The 16,408-nt window shown below is 59.5% G+C and carries 13 protein-coding genes; 10 read left to right on the top strand and 3 right to left on the bottom strand.

The genetic code is table 11. The annotated features are described in order from the left end of the window. Positions 1-85: 85 nt before the first annotated feature. The gene (locus tag DXA66_RS01645; RefSeq protein ID WP_118526402.1) at positions 86-1,048 is read left to right on the top strand and encodes a calcium/sodium antiporter; all 963 of its coding nucleotides are present in this window, start codon (positions 86-88) and stop codon (positions 1,046-1,048) included. A 54-nt stretch (positions 1,049-1,102) separates the two neighbouring features. Here DXA66_RS01645 and DXA66_RS01640 read toward each other — a convergent pair whose 3' ends face one another. The 3 genes from DXA66_RS01640 to aroF all read right to left on the bottom strand — a co-directional run bounded on the left by DXA66_RS01640 (position 1,103) and on the right by aroF (position 3,835). Next, the gene (locus tag DXA66_RS01640) at positions 1,103-2,185 is read right to left on the bottom strand and encodes an FAD:protein FMN transferase (RefSeq protein WP_118526400.1); all 1,083 of its coding nucleotides are present in this window, start codon (positions 2,183-2,185) and stop codon (positions 1,103-1,105) included. Continuing rightward, positions 2,182-2,604: a DUF3783 domain-containing protein gene (locus DXA66_RS01635; RefSeq protein ID WP_118526398.1), complete on the bottom strand. Its 423-nt coding sequence runs from the start codon at positions 2,602-2,604 to the stop codon at positions 2,182-2,184. The genes DXA66_RS01640 and DXA66_RS01635 overlap by 4 nt, the downstream gene beginning before the upstream one ends. A 217-nt stretch (positions 2,605-2,821) precedes the next feature. Next, positions 2,822-3,835, bottom strand: a complete 1,014-nt coding sequence (gene aroF / locus DXA66_RS01630; RefSeq protein WP_097776488.1) for a 3-deoxy-7-phosphoheptulonate synthase — start codon at positions 3,833-3,835, stop codon at positions 2,822-2,824. 443 nt (positions 3,836-4,278) lie between these two features. Here aroF and ybaK point away from each other — a divergent pair, with 443 nt between their 5' ends. The 9 genes from ybaK to DXA66_RS01585 all read left to right on the top strand — a co-directional run bounded on the left by ybaK (position 4,279) and on the right by DXA66_RS01585 (position 16,398). After that, entirely contained in the window at positions 4,279-4,761 is a 483-nt protein-coding gene (gene ybaK, locus DXA66_RS01625) for a Cys-tRNA(Pro) deacylase (protein WP_005944468.1), read from the top strand. A gap of 446 nt (positions 4,762-5,207) precedes the next feature. Then, positions 5,208-5,708 carry a 5-(carboxyamino)imidazole ribonucleotide mutase gene (gene purE / locus DXA66_RS01620; RefSeq protein ID WP_097775213.1) on the top strand — a complete coding sequence of 167 codons (501 nt, stop codon included), beginning with the start codon at positions 5,208-5,210 and terminating at the stop codon, positions 5,706-5,708. Positions 5,709-5,718: 10 nt separating this feature from the next. Beyond that, the gene (purF, locus tag DXA66_RS01615; protein ID WP_118526396.1) at positions 5,719-7,197 is read left to right on the top strand and encodes an amidophosphoribosyltransferase; all 1,479 of its coding nucleotides are present in this window, start codon (positions 5,719-5,721) and stop codon (positions 7,195-7,197) included. A 4-nt stretch (positions 7,198-7,201) separates the two neighbouring features. Continuing rightward, positions 7,202-8,248: a phosphoribosylformylglycinamidine cyclo-ligase gene (gene purM / locus DXA66_RS01610; protein WP_118526394.1), complete on the top strand. Its 1,047-nt coding sequence runs from the start codon at positions 7,202-7,204 to the stop codon at positions 8,246-8,248. Further along, positions 8,242-8,838, top strand: a complete 597-nt coding sequence (purN, locus tag DXA66_RS01605) for a phosphoribosylglycinamide formyltransferase (RefSeq protein WP_005944461.1) — start codon at positions 8,242-8,244, stop codon at positions 8,836-8,838. Before purM ends, purN begins: the two co-directional genes overlap by 7 nt. 176 nt (positions 8,839-9,014) lie before the next feature. Beyond that, positions 9,015-9,821, top strand: a complete 807-nt coding sequence (locus tag DXA66_RS01600) for an IMP cyclohydrolase (RefSeq protein ID WP_097775216.1) — start codon at positions 9,015-9,017, stop codon at positions 9,819-9,821. 29 nt (positions 9,822-9,850) lie between these two features. Further along, positions 9,851-11,032, top strand: a complete 1,182-nt coding sequence (locus tag DXA66_RS01595; RefSeq protein ID WP_097775217.1) for a phosphoribosylaminoimidazolecarboxamide formyltransferase — start codon at positions 9,851-9,853, stop codon at positions 11,030-11,032. Between the two features lie 185 nt (positions 11,033-11,217). Next, entirely contained in the window at positions 11,218-12,522 is a 1,305-nt protein-coding gene (purD, locus tag DXA66_RS01590; protein WP_118526392.1) for a phosphoribosylamine--glycine ligase, read from the top strand. Between the two features lie 183 nt (positions 12,523-12,705). After that, on the top strand, positions 12,706-16,398 hold the full coding sequence (locus tag DXA66_RS01585; protein ID WP_118526390.1) for a phosphoribosylformylglycinamidine synthase: 3,693 nt from the start codon (positions 12,706-12,708) through the stop codon (positions 16,396-16,398). The last annotated feature ends 10 nt before the right edge of the window (positions 16,399-16,408 follow it).

Here is a 16,408-nt window from a genome sequence, read left to right as displayed (position 1 = left end):
TTATTACACCTTCCCATTTCTGGGCAGGATGTAATAAAGGTCTCTTTTTTATTGCCGCTCTGCCAAAAACAAAAGGAGAAAAACTATGCTCATTCCTGTTTTGCTGTTCATCGTGGGCCTGCTGTGCCTCATCAAGGGCGGTGACTGGTTCGTGGATGGTGCCACGGGCATTGCCCGTCGCTTCCATGTGCCGGAGCTGCTCATCGGTGCCACCGTGGTGTCCATCGGCACCACCCTGCCGGAGGTGATGGTCTCCACCACCTCGGCTCTCACCGGCCACGGCGAGATCGCCTACGGCAACGCCATCGGTTCGATCATCTGCAATGCATCGCTCATTGCGGCCATCACCATTGCGGTGAAGCCGGGCAAGGTAGACCCCAAGAGCCTGCGCACGCCGGTGCTTTTTTTCTTTGTGGCAGCGGCCTTCTATGCCGGGGTGGCCTACACCACCGGCTACTTCTCCCGCCCGGTGGGCCTGATCCTTCTGGCCATGTTCGCAGCGTATATCATCTGCAACGTGATGGCCATGAAGAACGCCCCCGCCCCGGAAGAAGAGGAAGAACCGGAAGAAAATGCATCCTTTGCCAAGGAGCTGGGTTTGCTGGCCGTGGGCGCGGTGCTCATTGCTGTGGGCGCGAATCTGCTGGTGGATAACGGCACCCTGATCGCACAGGCACTGGGCGTGCCGGAGTCGGTGATCGCGCTCACCTTTGTGGCACTGGGCACCTCGCTGCCGGAGCTGGTAACGGCCATCACCTCGCTGGCAAAGGGCCACGGTGCACTTTCGCTGGGCAATGTCATTGGTGCAAACGTGTTCAATTTGGTTCTGGTGAGCGGTGTTTCCGCCGCGGTGGCACCCTTCACCATCCCGCAGAACTCCCTGCTCTTCGGCCACAATGCATCGCTGGTGCTGGAGTTCCCGGTCATGTTCGCCGTGATGCTGCTGCTCACCCTGCCCGCCCTCTTCAAGGGCAAGCTGAGCCGCCCGCAGGGCATTGCGCTGCTGTGCATCTACGCTGCATTCTGTGTGGTGCAGTTCACCATCTGATAAAACGGCAAAAGGCCGACGCAGTGCTGCGTCGGCCTTTTGCCGTTTTAAGGGTTACTTTTTCAAATGGGAATCCCAGCCGGAAGAGGTGATGACCTGCTGATCCGGTGTGCACCACATGGCTTCCACGCCGTCCAGACTTTCCACGATCTTCATCCCGTCCTCCAGCGGCTGGCAGAACAGGCCGGTGGTCAGGCAGTCGGCAAGGCCGGAGTCGCTGCACAGCACGGTCACGCCGTTAAAGTAGGCAGCGGGGAACAGGGTGCTCGGGTCGATCAGGTGGTGGTAGCGCTTGCCGTCCACCACGTAGTAGCGCTGGTAGTCGCCGCTGGTCACAAGGGCCATATCGCTCATGTTGATGGCACCGTCCAGCATGGAATCCGAGGTGTATACATCCGAAGAACTCCACGGGTTTTCCACGCCGCCGGTCCACTGGCTGCCGTCCGGTTTTACACCAATGGCGCGCAGGTTGCCGCCCACGCTCACCAGAGCGCTGGTCAGGCCGCGGGCCTCGGCAGCCTGACACACCATTTCCACGGCGTAGCCCTTGCCCACGCTGCCCACATCCAGCGACATTTCCGGGTCGGCCAGATAAACGGTCTTGGCATCCGCGTCGATGATCACGTTGTTGATATCACAGTGCTGGGCGGCTGCTTCCAGCTCTTCCATGGTGGGCAGCTTGTTGTCGGCATCCGTCTCGGCGGCTTCGGCAGCTTCGCGGTAATTGTGCCAGATATTCAGCACGCTGCCCATGGCAATGTTCAGCTTGCCGTTGGTGGTCTGGTACATCTGGTCGGCCAGCTCCAGCATGGAGAGGATGCGGTCGTCCACCTCCACCGGAGCGCTGCCGGCATTGTCGTTGATGGTCTTGACGTTAGTCACGCCGGGGTAATCGTTGTAGATATCATACAGCTGATTATAGGTAATAAGGTCTGCGTGCAGGGCATCCATCTGGGTGTTGAATTCTTCCTCGCTCTCGCAGTAGGCGATCACCTGCGTTACGGTATCGAACACATCATAAAAAACGGTGGAATAGCGGGTAAGCTCTTTCTTTTTGGAGGCACAGCCTGCCAGCAGGCTCAGGCAGAGCACCCCGGCCAGCAGGGCGCTGACGAAACGGTTTGCGCGGGTCTTCATACGGTGTGGTTCTCCTTTGCGGCGGTAAAGGCGGCGTGCTCCTCCTGCAGGTGGGCCAGCAGATCGCCGAACACCCAGCTGCGGTTTGAGGGAGTCACAACGGCCTTGAGCGGAATGGTGACCTGTGCCTGCTTCATCAGATCCAGCAGGGTGTCCACATCCTTCTCCTTGAAGTTGGCCAGAACCACTGCCGGCGGGTAGGCACCCGGCTCCAGCACCAGCGTGCGGGCGGCCTTGGTCTCCACCTCGCCCAGCAGCTGGGCCACGGTCTTGCCCGCATCGGCAGGGGAGACGAGCAGCAGCTTCATGCCAAAAGCAGGAGCCATGCCTTCCAGCTTGCCGCGGTCGGCGGGGGAAAGGTTCCAGCCCAGAACCAGCGGGACACCGGCGTTCTGGTTGCGTGCGATATGTGCTTTCATAATGATACCTCTTTTTAAAGGACAGATTCAAAATACACTATAGTATACCATAAATAAGAGCAAAAGAAAACAAAAACTCCCCCAGTCATCGCTGCGCGATGCCAGCCCCCTCAAAGATGGGGCCTTTGACAGAACCGGAAAGTTTTTTCGGTTCGCCAGAGGCTCCCTCCTTGAGGGAGCTGTCTGCGCAGCAGACTGAAGGAGGATGTAAAATGCCTTAGTTCAGCTTTTTGCCAAAGAACTCCACTTCCTTGCCAATGAACTGCATCAGCTCGTCGAACTGGTCAGGGGTCAGGCTCTGGGCACCATCGCACTTTGCCTTGGCGGGGTTGTTGTGCACCTCGATCATCAGGCCATCGGCACCGGCAGCAACAGCGGCCTTTGCCAGCTCCGGCACCATCCATGCGTGGCCGCAGGCATGGCTGGGGTCCACAATAACGGGAAGGTGGGTCATCTTGTGCAGCATCACCACACCGGCAAGGTCGAGGGTGTTGCGCATGCTGGTCTCAAAGGTGCGGATGCCGCGCTCACAGAGGATGACGTTCTCGTTGCCCTCAGCCATGATGTACTCGGCGCTCATCACGAACTCTTCCAGCGTATTGGCAAGGCCGCGCTTGAGCAGCACCGGCTTGTTCTGACGGCCGACGGCCTTGAGCAGCTCAAAGTTCTGCATGTTGCGGGCACCCACCTGAATGAGGTCTACATTCTCGAACAGGGGCAGGTGCTCGGTGTTCATGATCTCGGTCACGATGGGAGCACCGGTGGCACGGCGTGCCAGCTTGAGCAGGTCGAGGCCCTCGCTGCGCATACCCTGAAAGGAGTAGGGCGAGGTGCGGGGCTTGAATGCGCCGCCGCGCAGCAGGGAAGCACCCGCAGCCTTTACGCGCTGTGCGCAGTAGGTGATCTGCTCCTCGCTCTCAATGCTGCAGGGGCCGGCGATCACGGCAAAGCTGCCGCCGCCGATCTTTACGCCGTCCACATCGATCACGCTGTCGTCCGGGTGGAACTTGCGGTTGGCCTTCTTATAAGGCTCGGTCACGCGGCGGCAGGTCTCCACCACCGGGTTTGCCAGCACCCAGCTCTCGGCCACGGCCTTGGTGTCGCCGATCAGGCCCAGAATGTGGCTCTCACTGCCCTTGGAATCGTTGATCTGCAGGCCCATATCCTGCAGTTCGTGGCAGAACTCGCGTACCTGTACCTCAGGTGCGTCCTGTTTGAGTACGATGATCATAGTGTTTTGTCTCCTTTGCCTTATCGTGTGAAACGGCGAGGGAGACCGGCTCCTTTGCCGCAGCTTGCAGTGTCAAACTTCAGGGTTCTGAAGTGTGTGACGCTATGATATCACTTCAGGAAACTGAAGTCAAGAGAATTTTGAATTTTTTTGAAGAAAGTGGTAGAATAGAAAAAACTCCTTCAGTCCCGCATACGCTCGACAGCTCCCTCTGAGAGGGCGCCCTTGGCAAAACAGGAAACGTTGTGTGGGCTGCCAAAGCCTCCCTCAATGAGAAAGACTTCCCCCGGCCGGGACAGATTCTCCCCGCGCCGGGGAGAAATGTCACCACAGGTGACAAAGAGAGGAACAGATGTCACGCAAGTGACAAAAAGGGGAGCAGTGGCATCGCGTAGCGATGACGGAAGGAGTCTGTTTAATGCAATCAGAAGGGGATATCAGAGATGGGAAAAGAAGCAAAAACCAATGCCATGCGCATTCTGGAACGTGAAAAGGTGCCCTACACCGCCCACGAGTACGCTCATGAAGAGGGCGTTGCCGTGGCAGGTGTGGATGTGGCCGGCAGCATGGGCGAAGACCCTGCCTGCGTGTATAAGACGCTGGTGACGCAGGGCAATAGCAAAAACTATTTTGTGTTCGTCATTCCGGTGGCAGCAGAGCTGGACCTGAAAGCCGCTGCCCGCAGTGTGGGCGAAAAAAGCGTTGCCATGATCCATGTGGCCGATATCAACAAGGTCACCGGCTATGTGCGCGGTGGCTGCAGCCCGGTAGGCATGAAAAAGCAGTATAAGACCGTGTTCGATGAGAGCGTGCTGACGCAGGAGAAGGTCTATGTCTCCGGCGGGCGCATCGGCACGCAGGTGTGCTGTGCCCCAGCGGACCTCATCCGTGCTGCACGGGCAATTACAGCAAAAATTATTTTTTAAAAAAGTCCGTCTATTGTACAAAAAGTTAACGCATCCTATTTACATAAAATATACTTAAAATATAAGTCATACTTAAAAAGAAAAACAATGTCGAAACTGCACAAAACTTTTGAAAGTTTTTTGACGGCATGAAAACACAAGGTAGAATTTGTGGGAACACTCTTTTCAAAGATGTTTTTTTGCCGTAAACTGTATGTAGTACAGGGACGGCGGCCCGCAGAAAGGGCTTTTCCGCCGCCTGAAAACGCAAGCACAAGGAACTGCGGAGGAGAACTTCAATGATGAAGATGCTGCCGGGTCTCATGGGTCGAAACAACATTCGGGCATGTCAGGGGCATCGTGCAACTTTGTGCAAAGCGTCGGGAGAGCATACGCAGAATTAAAGGCCGTGGTACGGGTGTACCGCAGCCTTTTTTGTTTGTCGGTTGAGAAAGAGAGGTTTGGATATGGTTCGTAAAGTGGCTGTGATCATGGGTTCTGACAGCGATTGGCCGGTGGTAAAGGGCGCATGTGCCCAGCTGAAAGCGCTGGACATCCCTTTTGAGGCGCACATCCTTTCGGCACACCGCACCCCTGCCGGGGCAGCGGAGTTTGCCAAAAGCGCCCGTGCCAACGGCTTCGGCGTGATCCTGTGCGCAGCAGGCATGGCAGCACATCTGGCGGGTGCCTTTGCTGCCAACACCACCCTGCCGGTGATCGGCATTCCCATGAAGGGCGGTGCCATGGACGGCATGGATGCCCTGCTTGCCACGGTGCAGATGCCCAGCGGCATCCCGGTGGCAACGGTGGCTCTGAACGGTGCCAAGAACGCCGCATGGCTGGCTGCGGAAATTCTGGCTTTGAGCGACGACGCTCTGGCCGAAAAGCTGGCAGCAGAGCGCACCGCCATGGCCGCACAGATCGCTGCCAAAGAGGAAAAGCTGCAGGCTGAGATCGCCCAGCTGTAAAGGAGAACCAATGTCTGATTTTGCATATCCGCTGCACGAAGAATGCGGCGTTTTCGGCATTTACGACCGTGCCGGTACCGAGGATGTGGCCGCTGCGGCCTACTCGGCTCTGTATGCCCTGCAGCACCGTGGTCAGGAGAGCTGCGGCATCGCCGTGAACGATGATGGCGTGATCAACGGCCACCGCGACCTCGGCCTTGTGAACGAGGTGTTCACCCCGGCGGTGCTGGCAAGTCTGGCAAACCCCAATGCGCACATGGCTACCGGTCACGTGCGCTACGCCACGGCAGGCAGCCGTGTGCGCGCCAATGCACAACCCATGATCGTCCGGCACGGCCGCGGCACCATGGCACTGTGCCACAACGGCAACCTGACCAATGCCATCGAGCTGCGCCGCCAGCTGGAAAATGAAGGAGCCATCTTCCACGGCTCCTCCGATACCGAGGTGATCTGCTACCTGATCACCCGCAACCGCCTGCGCATGGGCAGCATCGAGACCGCCATCAGCAAGACGATGGATGTGCTGGAGGGTGCCTACAGTCTGGTGATCATGTCGGCCACCAAGCTCATTGCAGTGCGCGACCCCCGCGGCTACCGGCCCCTGTGTATCGGCACCTTGCCCGGCGGCGGCTATGTGTTTGCCAGCGAGAGCTGTGCACTGGACGCTGCCGGTGCCACCCTGCTGCGGGACGTGGAGCCCGGCGAGATCGTGGTGGCAGACGCAAAAACCGGTGAGCTGCGCAGCATCAAGGATCACTGCGGTCGGCCGGACACCCAGATGTGCGTGTTCGAGTTTATTTACTTCTCCCGCCCGGACAGCATCATCGAGGGCAGCTCGGTGCACGAGGCCCGCAAGCAGGCCGGCCGGTTCCTTGCACAGGAACACCCCGTGGAAGCGGACGTGGTCATCGGCGTGCCGGATTCCGGTCTGGATGCAGCTCTCGGCTACTCGCAGGAGAGCGGCATCCCCTATGGCATCGGCTTTATTAAGAATAAGTACATCGGCCGCACCTTCATTCAGGGCAGCCAGAAGCAGCGCGAGAATAGCGTGCGCATCAAGCTGAACGTCGTTTCCAGCACGGTCAAGGGCAAGCGTGTGGTGCTGGTGGATGACTCCATCGTGCGCGGCACCACATCTGCCCGCATCATCAAGCTGCTGCGGGACGCAGGTGCCACCGAGGTGCACTTTATGGTGTCGGCACCGCCGTTCAAGTACCCCTGCTACTTCGGCACTGACATTCCGGATCAGAAGCTGCTGGTGGCCACCGGCCGCACGGTCGAGCAGATCAATGAAGTGATCGGGGCCGATACGCTGGGCTACCTTTCCACTGAGCATGTTGTCCAGCTTGCAAAGAACACAAAATGCGGATTCTGCACCGCCTGCTTTACCGGCGAATATGCCGTGAAGCCGGACGAGGTGCTTTCCACCGATATTCACGAACGCCACCTGAACGACCGTCCCAAGGACGAGAAAAAGTTAGGAGAGTAAGACCATGGAAAAAAGCTATTCTGAAAGCTATGCAGCCGCCGGTGTGGATATCACCGCCGGTTATCGCTCTGTTGAACTGATGAAGCAGTATGTGGCCCGCACCATGAACGAGCACTGCATTGGCGGTCTGGGCGGCTTTGGTGGCCTGTTTGAGCTGGACTGCACCGGCTACAAGCACCCGGTGCTGATTTCCGGCACCGACGGCGTGGGCACCAAGCTGAAAATTGCCATGATCATGGACAAGCACGATACCATCGGCATCGACTGCGTGGCTATGTGCGTGAACGATGTCATCTGCGCCGGTGCAAAGCCGCTGGTGTTCCTGGATTACATCGCCTGCGGCCGCAACATTCCCGAGAAGATCGCCGAGATCGTCAAGGGCGTGGCTGAGGGCTGCGTGCAGGCCGACTGCTCTCTGGTGGGCGGCGAGACTGCCGAGCACCCGGGCATGATGCCGGAGGAGGAGTACGATCTGGCCGGTTTCACCGTGGGCGTTGTGGATAAGGAAAAAATCCTGAACAACGATTCCATGAAGCCCGGCGATGTCATCATCGCTCTGCCTTCCACCGGTGTGCACTCCAACGGTTTCTCGCTGGTGCGCAAGATCTTTGACATTGACGCAAACCCCGATGTGCTGCACACTGCCCCTGCAGAGCTGGGCGGCAAGACGCTGGGCGAGGCCCTGCTGGCTCCCACCAAGATCTACGTAAAGCCTGTGCTCAAGGTGCTGGAAGAGGTGGATGTGAAGGGCATTTCCCACATCACCGGCGGCGGCTTCTACGAGAACATCCCCCGCAGTCTGAAAAAGGGCTGCTGCGCACGCATCAACAAGGCAGATGTCCGCACCCCGGCTCTGTTCCAGCTGATGCAGAAGACCGGCAATATCTCCGAGCACGATATGTTCAACACCTTCAACATGGGCGTTGGCATGGTGCTCACCGTCCCCGCAGAGCAGGCCGACAAGGCGCTGGACATCCTGCACGCAAACGGTGAGCCGGAAGCTTACCGTCTGGGCGTCATTGCAGAAGGTGAGGGCGTGGAGCTGTGCTGAACATTGCAGTTTTAGTCTCCGGCGGCGGCACCAACCTGCAGGCTCTGCTGGACAGCGAAGCCCGAGGCGAGAACCCCAACGGCAGGATCACCCTTGTGGTGGCCTCCAAGCCCGGTGTCTATGCGCTGGAACGGGCCGCAAAGGCCGGTGTGGAAGGCTGCGTGGTGCGCCGCAAGGATTACGCCAGTAGTGAGGATTTTGACGCAGCTCTGCTGAAAACGTTGAAAGACCACAACATCGATCTGGTGGTGCTGGCAGGCTTTCTGTCCGTGCTGGGGCCCAGTGTCATTGAAGCGTATCCCCGCCGCATCCTGAATGTGCACCCGGCACTCATCCCGTCTTTCTGCGGGCCCGGCATGTACGGTCTGCGTCCGCACGAGGCGGCTCTGGCCCGGGGTTGTAAGGTGACCGGTGCCACCGTCCACTTCGTGAACGAAGAGTGCGACGGCGGGCCCATCCTGCTGCAGAAGGCCGTGGACATCCTGCCCGGCGACACCCCCGAGGTGCTGCAGAAGCGTGTGATGGAGCAGGCCGAATGGAAGCTGCTGCCCAAGGCCGTGGCTATGGTGTGCAGCGGAGAGATCGAGTAAAGAGATAAACTGGCTCGCCCTCTCAGGCCGCTTCGCGTCCAGCTCTCCCAAAGGGAGAGCCCTTGGCAAAACCATGAACTTTGTGTGGACTGCCAAAGCCTCCCACTTTGGGGGAGGTGGCAGCGCGTCAGCGCTGACGAAGAGGGCGAGGTCGTTATCCGTAAAGGAGAACAACAATGGAAAAGATCAACCTGAACGAGTATCTGGCATCCAACGAGTATCCCGGCCGCGGCATTGCTGTGGCAATGGCTCCGGATGGCCGCCAGATGTTCATTGGCTACTTTATCATGGGCCGCAGCGAGAACAGCCGCAACCGCGTGTTTGACCCCGTGCCCGAGCGCGGCGGCATCTGCACCATCGCAGCGGACCCCGCGAAGCTGGAGGACCCCAGCCTCATTATTTACAATCCGGTGCTGACGCTGGGCAAGACCCATATCGTGACCAACGGCGACCAGACCGATACCATTTATGACCTGATGAGTCAGGGCAAGAGTTTTGCCGATGCCCTGCGCACCCGCACCTTTGAGCCGGACGGCCCCAACTACACCCCCCGCATCTCCGCTGTGGTGTACGCCGACGGCAGCTATCAGATGAGCATTCTCAAGTCTGCGGACGGCAATGGCGACAGCGTGCAGCGCTATTTCTTTGATTATCCGCAGCCCGTTGCAGGCGAGGGCCATTTCATCAGCACCTACAAGCACAACGGAAATCCCATCCCCAGCTTTGAGGGTGAGCCGCTGCGCTTTGCCTGCCCCCGCACCATCGGCGATTTTGCACAGGGTCTGTGGAGCAGCCTGAACCCGGACAACAAGGTGAGCCTGTTTGCCCGGGTCATTGATCTGGACTCCGGCGAGACCGGTGACATGATCTTTAACAAGTACGATGCCGTGTGCAGCGATCTGGACGACCCCGAGGAGCCGGAGCTGCTGCCCGAAGAGCTGGAACTGCTCAAAAAGCTTGACGCAGAGGAAAAACAGGACTAAAACAATAGAGAAATAAGGAGGATGCACCAATGAACGAACTGGCACTGAAGTACGGCTGCAACCCCAACCAGAAGCCCAGCCGCATTTATATGGAAGATGGCTCTGACCTGCCGGTCACTGTGCTGAACGGCAAGCCCGGCTACATCAATTTTCTGGATGCCCTCAACTCCATCCAGCTGGTCAAGGAGCTGAAAGCTGCCTGCGGTCTGCCCGCAGCAGCTTCCTTCAAGCACGTTTCCCCGGCAGGCGCAGCGCTGGGGCTGCCCCTGACCGATGTGGAACGCAAAATGTACCACATTGCCCCGGATATGGAGCTGTCGCCGCTGGCAAATGCCTATGCCCGTGCACGCGGTGCGGACCGCATGTCCTCCTTTGGCGACTGGATCGCCCTTTCGGACATCTGCGATGTGCCCACCGCAAAGCTGATCCAGCACGAGGTGTCCGACGGCATCATCGCCCCGGGCTACGAGCCGGAGGCACTGGCTATCCTGTCCGGCAAGAAGAAGGGCAACTACAATGTGGTCGCCATCGACCCGGCCTACAAGCCCGCTCCCATCGAGCACAAGCAGGTGTACGGCATCACCTTTGAGCAGGGCCGCAACGAGCTGGTCATCAACGCCGACACCATGCTGAACAACTGGGTCACTGAGAACAAGGATGTGACCGAAGAGCAGAAGCGTGATCTGGTCATTGCACTCATCACCCTGAAGTATACTCAGTCCAACAGCGTATGCTACACCTACCACGGCCAGACCATCGGCGTGGGCGCAGGCCAGCAGAGCCGCATCCACTGCACCCGTCTGGCAGGCCAGAAGGCCGACAACTGGCAGCTGCGCCACATGGATAAGGTGCTCAACCTGCCCTTCCGCGACGATGTGGCAAAGCCTAACCGTGACAACGCCATTGATGTTTACATCGGCGATACGCCGGAGGATGTCATTGGTGATGACGTTTGGGCAGAGACCTTCACCGAGCAGCCCGCGCCCCTGACCGCCGAGGAAAAGAAGGAATATCTGAGCAAAGTGACCGGCGTGTGCCTTGGCTCGGATGCCTTCTTCCCCTTCGGCGACAACATCGAGCGTGCCCGCCGCTCCGGCGTGACCGCCATCGTGCAGCCCGGCGGCTCCATCCGCGACCAGCAGGTCATTGACACCTGCAACAAGTACGGCATCGCAATGGCCTTCTGCGGCCTGCGGCTGTTCCATCACTAAGGGAAACGGGCTCGCCCTCTCCGTCATTGCTTGCGCAATGCCACCTCTCCCAAGGGGAGAGGCTTTGGCAGTACGGTAAAGTTTCCGGTTTTGCCAAGGGCTCTCCCTTTGGGAGAGCTGGACGCGAAGCGGACTGAGAGGGCGAGGTAGCTGACGGAAAGAACGAAAGTTTAGGAGAAAACGATATGGCTAAGAAAATCTTAGTGGTTGGCGGCGGCGGCCGCGAGCACGCCATCATCAAGGCACTGAAAAAAAGCCCTGACTGCGGCGAGATCTGGTGCGCACCCGGCAACGGCGGCATCAGCTATGACGCAAAGTGCAAAAACATCAAGTCTACCGATGTGGACACCATGGTGGGCTTTGCCGTAGAAGAAAAGTTCGATTACGTTGTGGTGGCGCAGGACGACCCGCTGGCTCTGGGCATGGTGGATGCGCTGGCAGCAGTGGGCATCCCGGCCTTTGGCCCGGATAAGGCCGCTGCCCGCATCGAGGCCTCCAAGGTGTTCTCCAAGGACCTGATGAAGAAGTACGGCATCCCCACCGCAAAGTACGAGACCTTTGACGACCCCGCCAAGGTCATGGAGTACATCAAGGCCGAGGGCAAGTACCCGGTGGTCATCAAGGCCGATGGTCTGGCACTGGGCAAGGGCGTGCTCATCTGCGAGAACGAGCAGCAGGCTGCCGAGGGCGTCAAGGAGATCATGCTGGATAAGAAATTCGGCGCATCCGGCAACCATGTGGTGGTGGAGGAATTCCTCACCGGCCCCGAGGTCAGTGTGCTGAGCTTTACGGACGGCAAGGTGGTCAAGCCCATGGTGTCCAGCATGGACCACAAGCGTGCCAACGACCACGACACCGGCCTGAACACCGGCGGCATGGGCACCATTGCTCCCAACCCCTACTACACCCCGGAAGTGGCCGCTGAGTGCATGGAGAAAATTTTCCTGCCCACCATCAAGGCCATGAACGCCGAGGGCTGCCCCTTCAAGGGCTGCCTCTACTTCGGCCTGATGCTCACCCCGGACGGCCCGAAGGTCATCGAGTACAACTGCCGCTTTGGTGACCCCGAAACGCAGGTGGTGCTGCCCCTGCTGGAAGGCGACCTGCTGCACATCATGCAGGCCTGCACGGGCGGCACGCTGGAAAACGAGGAGGTCAAGTTCTCGGACGGTGCTGCCGCCTGCGTCATTCTGGCTTCCGGCGGCTACCCGGTGGCTTACGAGAAGGGCAAGCCCATCACAGGCCTTGTGGACGGCCAGCTGCCCGACGAAGAAAACGTGACGGTCTACCACTCCGGCACCGCCATCACCGAGGACGGCACCCTTGTCACGGCCGGCGGCCGTGTGCTGGGTGTCACCGCCACCGGCCCGCGGCTGACCAATGCGCTGAGCCATGCCTATGAGGCGGCAGAGAAGATCAGCTTTGAAAAGCTGCACAAGCGCAGCGATATCGGCCTGCGCGCCCTGAAGGCACTGGCAGAGAAGGAATAAATGGCTCGCCCTCTCCGTCAGCGCTCACGCGCTGCCACCTCCCCCAAAGAGGGAGGCCTTGGCAGTCCACGCAAAGTCCATGGTTTTGCCAAGGGCTCTCCCTTTGGGAGAGCTGGACGCGAAGCGGCCTGAGAGGGCGAGGACGCTAGATAAATTTTAGAATCATAAGGGGGAACCTACCCAATGGTCTATCGTATTTATGTGGAAAAAAAGCCCGGCTTTGATGTGGAAGCCACCGGCCTGAAAAATGAGCTGACCAGCCTGCTGGGCATCCAGTCGCTTACCGGTCTGCGTCTGCTGAACCGCTACGATGTGGAAGGCATCGACGAAGAACTGTTCAACCAGTGTGCAAACACCGTGTTCAGTGAGCCGCCGGTGGATAACACCTATGCCGAGCTGCCCGCCAGCGACGGCGTGTCCTTTGCAGTGGAGTATCTGCCCGGCCAGTTCGACCAGCGCGCCGACTCCGCTGCTGAGTGCATCCAGCTCATCAGTCAGGGCGAGCGCCCGCTGGTGCGCTCTGCCCGCGTCTATCTGCTGGAAGGCACCCTGACCGACGAGCAGGTGGCCGAGATCAAGAAATACGTCATCAACCCGGTGGAGGCCCGCGAGGCTTCGCTGGACACTAGGCAGACCCTGAAAATGGAATACCCCGTGCCCGCACCGGTCAAGGTGCTGGAGGGCTTCAACCAGCTGGACGAAGAGCAGCTGAAAAAGTTCATTGCGGACAACGGCCTTGCCATGGACCTTGGCGATATCGAGTTCTGCCAGAAGTATTTCCGCTCTGAGCACCGTGACCCCACCATCACCGAGATCAAGATGATCGACACCTACTGGTCCGATCACTGCCGCCACACCACCTTCGGCACCATTCTGGACGATGTGCAGATCGACGATGCCATCGTGCAGAAGGCCTTTGACCGCTACATGGCCATACGCGCCGATCTGGGCCGCGAGAACAAGCCCCGCTGCATGATGGACCTTGCCACCATCGGCGCCAAGGAGCTGAAAAAGCAGGGCATCCTGAAAAATCTGGACGAGTCCGACGAGATCAACGCCTGCACCGTCAAGATCAAGTGCGATGTGAACGGCAAGGACGAGGACTGGCTGTTCCTGTTCAAGAATGAGACCCACAACCACCCCACCGAGATCGAGCCCTTCGGCGGTGCAGCTACCTGCATCGGCGGTGCTATCCGTGACCCGCTGTCCGGCCGCAGCTACGTCTATCAGGCCATGCGCGTTACCGGCGCAGGCGACCCGCTCAAGCCGGTCAGCGAGACTCTGCCCGGCAAGCTGCCCCAGCGCAAGCTGGTGACCACTGCTGCCGCAGGCTATTCCTCCTACGGCAACCAGATCGGTCTTGCTACCGGTCAGGTGGACGAGATCTATCACCCCGGCTATGTGGCAAAGCGCATGGAGATCGGTGCCGTTGTAGGCGCTACCCCCGCTTCCCACGTCCGCCGCGAGTGCCCCGCCCCCGGCGATGTCATCGTTCTGCTGGGCGGCCGCACCGGCCGTGATGGTGTGGGCGGTGCTACCGGTTCTTCCAAGGCCCACAAGCTGGACAGCCTTGAGCACTGCGGTGCCGAGGTGCAGAAGGGCAATGCTCCTATCGAGCGCAAGCTGCAGCGCCTGTTCCGCCGCGAGGATGCCTGCAGGATGATCAAGCGCTGCAACGACTTTGGTGCAGGCGGTGTGTCCGTTGCCATCGGTGAGCTGGCCGACGGCCTGTACATCGACCTGAACAAGGTCACCAAGAAGTACGAGGGTCTGGACGGCACCGAGCTGGCCATCAGCGAGAGCCAGGAGCGCATGGCTGTGGCGCTGGCCTCCGAGGACGTGGACAAGTTCATTGCTCTCGCCAACGAAGAGAACCTTGAGGCCACTCCTGTGGCAAAGGTGACGGCTGAGCCCCGCCTGAATATGGTGTGGAACGGCATGTCCATCGTGAACATCAGCCGCGAGTTCCTGAACTCCAACGGTGCCGAGAAGCACCAGAAGGTCCATGTGGAAAAGGCCACGGTCTGGCAGCCCCAGTGGGAGGGCCTGACCTTCAGCCAGAAGATGAAGAACATGGTGGGCGATTTGAACATCTGCAGCAAGAAGGGCCTGTCTGAGCAGTTCGACTCCACCATTGGTGCCGCCACCGTGCTCATGCCCTTTGGCGGTGCCTATCAGCTGACCCCGCAGAACGCCATGGTGGCAAAGCTGCCGGTGGACGGCGAGACCAGCACCTGCTCCGGCATGGCATGGGGCTTCAACCCCTTCCTGATGAGCGCAGACCAGTACAAGGGCGCTCAGATGGCTGTCATCGAGAGCGTTACCAAGCTGGTGGCCTCCGGCTTCCGCTATGAGGATGCTTACCTCACCTTCCAGGAATATTTCGAGCGTCTGGGCACCGCCCCGGAGCGCTGGGGCAAGCCGCTGGCCGCTCTGCTGGGTGCACTGGATGCTCAGATGGGTCTGGGCATTGCATCCATCGGCGGCAAGGACAGTATGTCCGGCTCCTTTGAAAAGCTGGATGTGCCTCCCACGCTGGTCTCCTTTGCAACCGCCATCGGCAAGGCAAACAAGGTGGTCTCCACCGAATTCAAGAAGCCGGAGAGCACGGTGGTGCTGGTACGGCCTATCATCGACCCCGAGACCGGCTGCCCCAACTTCTTCTCCCTGAAGGCCAACTACAAGATCGTGGAGGACATGATCGAAGAGGGCATGGTGGCATCCGCCTGCTCTGTGGGCTACGGCGGCATTGCCGAGGCTCTGTTCAAGATGGGCCTTGGCAACCACATCGGTTTCAAGATGCGTGCGGATAAGACCACCCATGAGATGTTCCAGCCCATGTACGGTTCCATCGTTCTGGAAATGGTGTCCGATTCGCCCGCCGGTGAGATCCTGGGCGAGACCACCAAGGAATACGTCTTTGAAGCCTGCGGCGAAAAGCTGGATATGGCCCAGCTGCAGGAGATCTGGGAAGGCAAGCTGGAGCCGGTGTACCCCTACCGCAAGGCAGGTCCCACCGTGGAAAAGATCAACGGCAAGCTGACTGCACCCGCCGCACCCAAGATCGGTGTGGCAAAGCCCAAGGTCATCATTCCGGTGTTCCCGGGCACCAACTGCGAGTACGACACCGCCAAGGCCTTTGCCCGCGCCGGTGCCGACCCGGAGATCCTGGTCATCCGCAACCTGACCCCCGCCGACGTGGCCGAGAGCTGCAAGGCACTGGTCAAGGCCATCGATAACAGCCAGATCGTCATGCTGCCCGGCGGCTTCTCCGGCGGCGACGAGCCGGACGGCAGTGCAAAGTTCATTGCATCCTTCTTCCGCAACCCGGAAGTCACCGAGGCGGTGCGCCGTCTGCTGCAGCAGCGCGACGGCCTGATGCTGGGCATCTGCAACGGCTTCCAGGCCCTCATCAAGCTGGGTCTGGTCCCCTACGGCGATATCCGCCCCATCACCGCTTACGATCCCACCCTGACCTTCAACACCATCGGCCGCCACCAGAGCATGCTGGTGCGCACCCGCATTGCATCCACCGGCAGCCCGTGGCTGTCCAAGTGCGAGGTGGGCGAACAGTTCACCGTTGCCATCAGCCACGGCGAGGGCCGCTTCGTGGCTCCGCAGGAGGTGCTGGACACCCTCATGAAGAATGGCCAGATCGCCACCCAGTATGTGGACATCGAGGGCAACCCCACCATGGACCAGCGCTATAACCCCAACGGCTCTGTGCTGGCGATCGAAGGCATCACCAGCCCGGATGGTCGTGTGTTCGGCAAGATGGGGCACTCGGAGCGCAGCGGCGAGTACCTGTACAAGAACGTTACCGGTGACAAATATCAGCCGATCTTTGAGGGCGGCGTGGACTATTTCAAGATTTGATGGTAGAATA

This window comes from Faecalibacterium sp. OF03-6AC, assembly GCF_003478175.1.
Taxonomy (GTDB): Bacteria; Bacillota; Clostridia; order Oscillospirales; family Ruminococcaceae; genus Faecalibacterium; species Faecalibacterium taiwanense.
The sequence above is the reverse complement of the archived record's forward strand: the minus strand, read 5'-3'. Positions and strand labels throughout refer to the sequence as shown.

Bases quoted from the DNA above. Each gene is read 5' to 3' on its own strand.
- DXA66_RS01645 (WP_118526402.1), top strand. From the start codon at position 86: ATGCTCATTCCTGTTTTGCTGTTCATCGTGGGCCTGCTGTGCCTCATC.
- DXA66_RS01640 (WP_118526400.1), bottom strand. From the start codon at position 2,185: ATGAAGACCCGCGCAAACCGTTTCGTCAGCGCCCTGCTGGCCGGGGTG.
- DXA66_RS01635 (WP_118526398.1), bottom strand. From the start codon at position 2,604: ATGAAAGCACATATCGCACGCAACCAGAACGCCGGTGTCCCGCTGGTT.
- aroF (WP_097776488.1), bottom strand. From the start codon at position 3,835: ATGATCATCGTACTCAAACAGGACGCACCTGAGGTACAGGTACGCGAG.
- ybaK (WP_005944468.1), top strand. From the start codon at position 4,279: ATGGGAAAAGAAGCAAAAACCAATGCCATGCGCATTCTGGAACGTGAA.
- purE (WP_097775213.1), top strand. From the start codon at position 5,208: ATGGTTCGTAAAGTGGCTGTGATCATGGGTTCTGACAGCGATTGGCCG.
- purF (WP_118526396.1), top strand. From the start codon at position 5,719: ATGTCTGATTTTGCATATCCGCTGCACGAAGAATGCGGCGTTTTCGGC.
- purM (WP_118526394.1), top strand. From the start codon at position 7,202: ATGGAAAAAAGCTATTCTGAAAGCTATGCAGCCGCCGGTGTGGATATC.
- DXA66_RS01600 (WP_097775216.1), top strand. From the start codon at position 9,015: ATGGAAAAGATCAACCTGAACGAGTATCTGGCATCCAACGAGTATCCC.
- DXA66_RS01595 (WP_097775217.1), top strand. From the start codon at position 9,851: ATGAACGAACTGGCACTGAAGTACGGCTGCAACCCCAACCAGAAGCCC.
- purD (WP_118526392.1), top strand. From the start codon at position 11,218: ATGGCTAAGAAAATCTTAGTGGTTGGCGGCGGCGGCCGCGAGCACGCC.
- DXA66_RS01585 (WP_118526390.1), top strand. From the start codon at position 12,706: ATGGTCTATCGTATTTATGTGGAAAAAAAGCCCGGCTTTGATGTGGAA.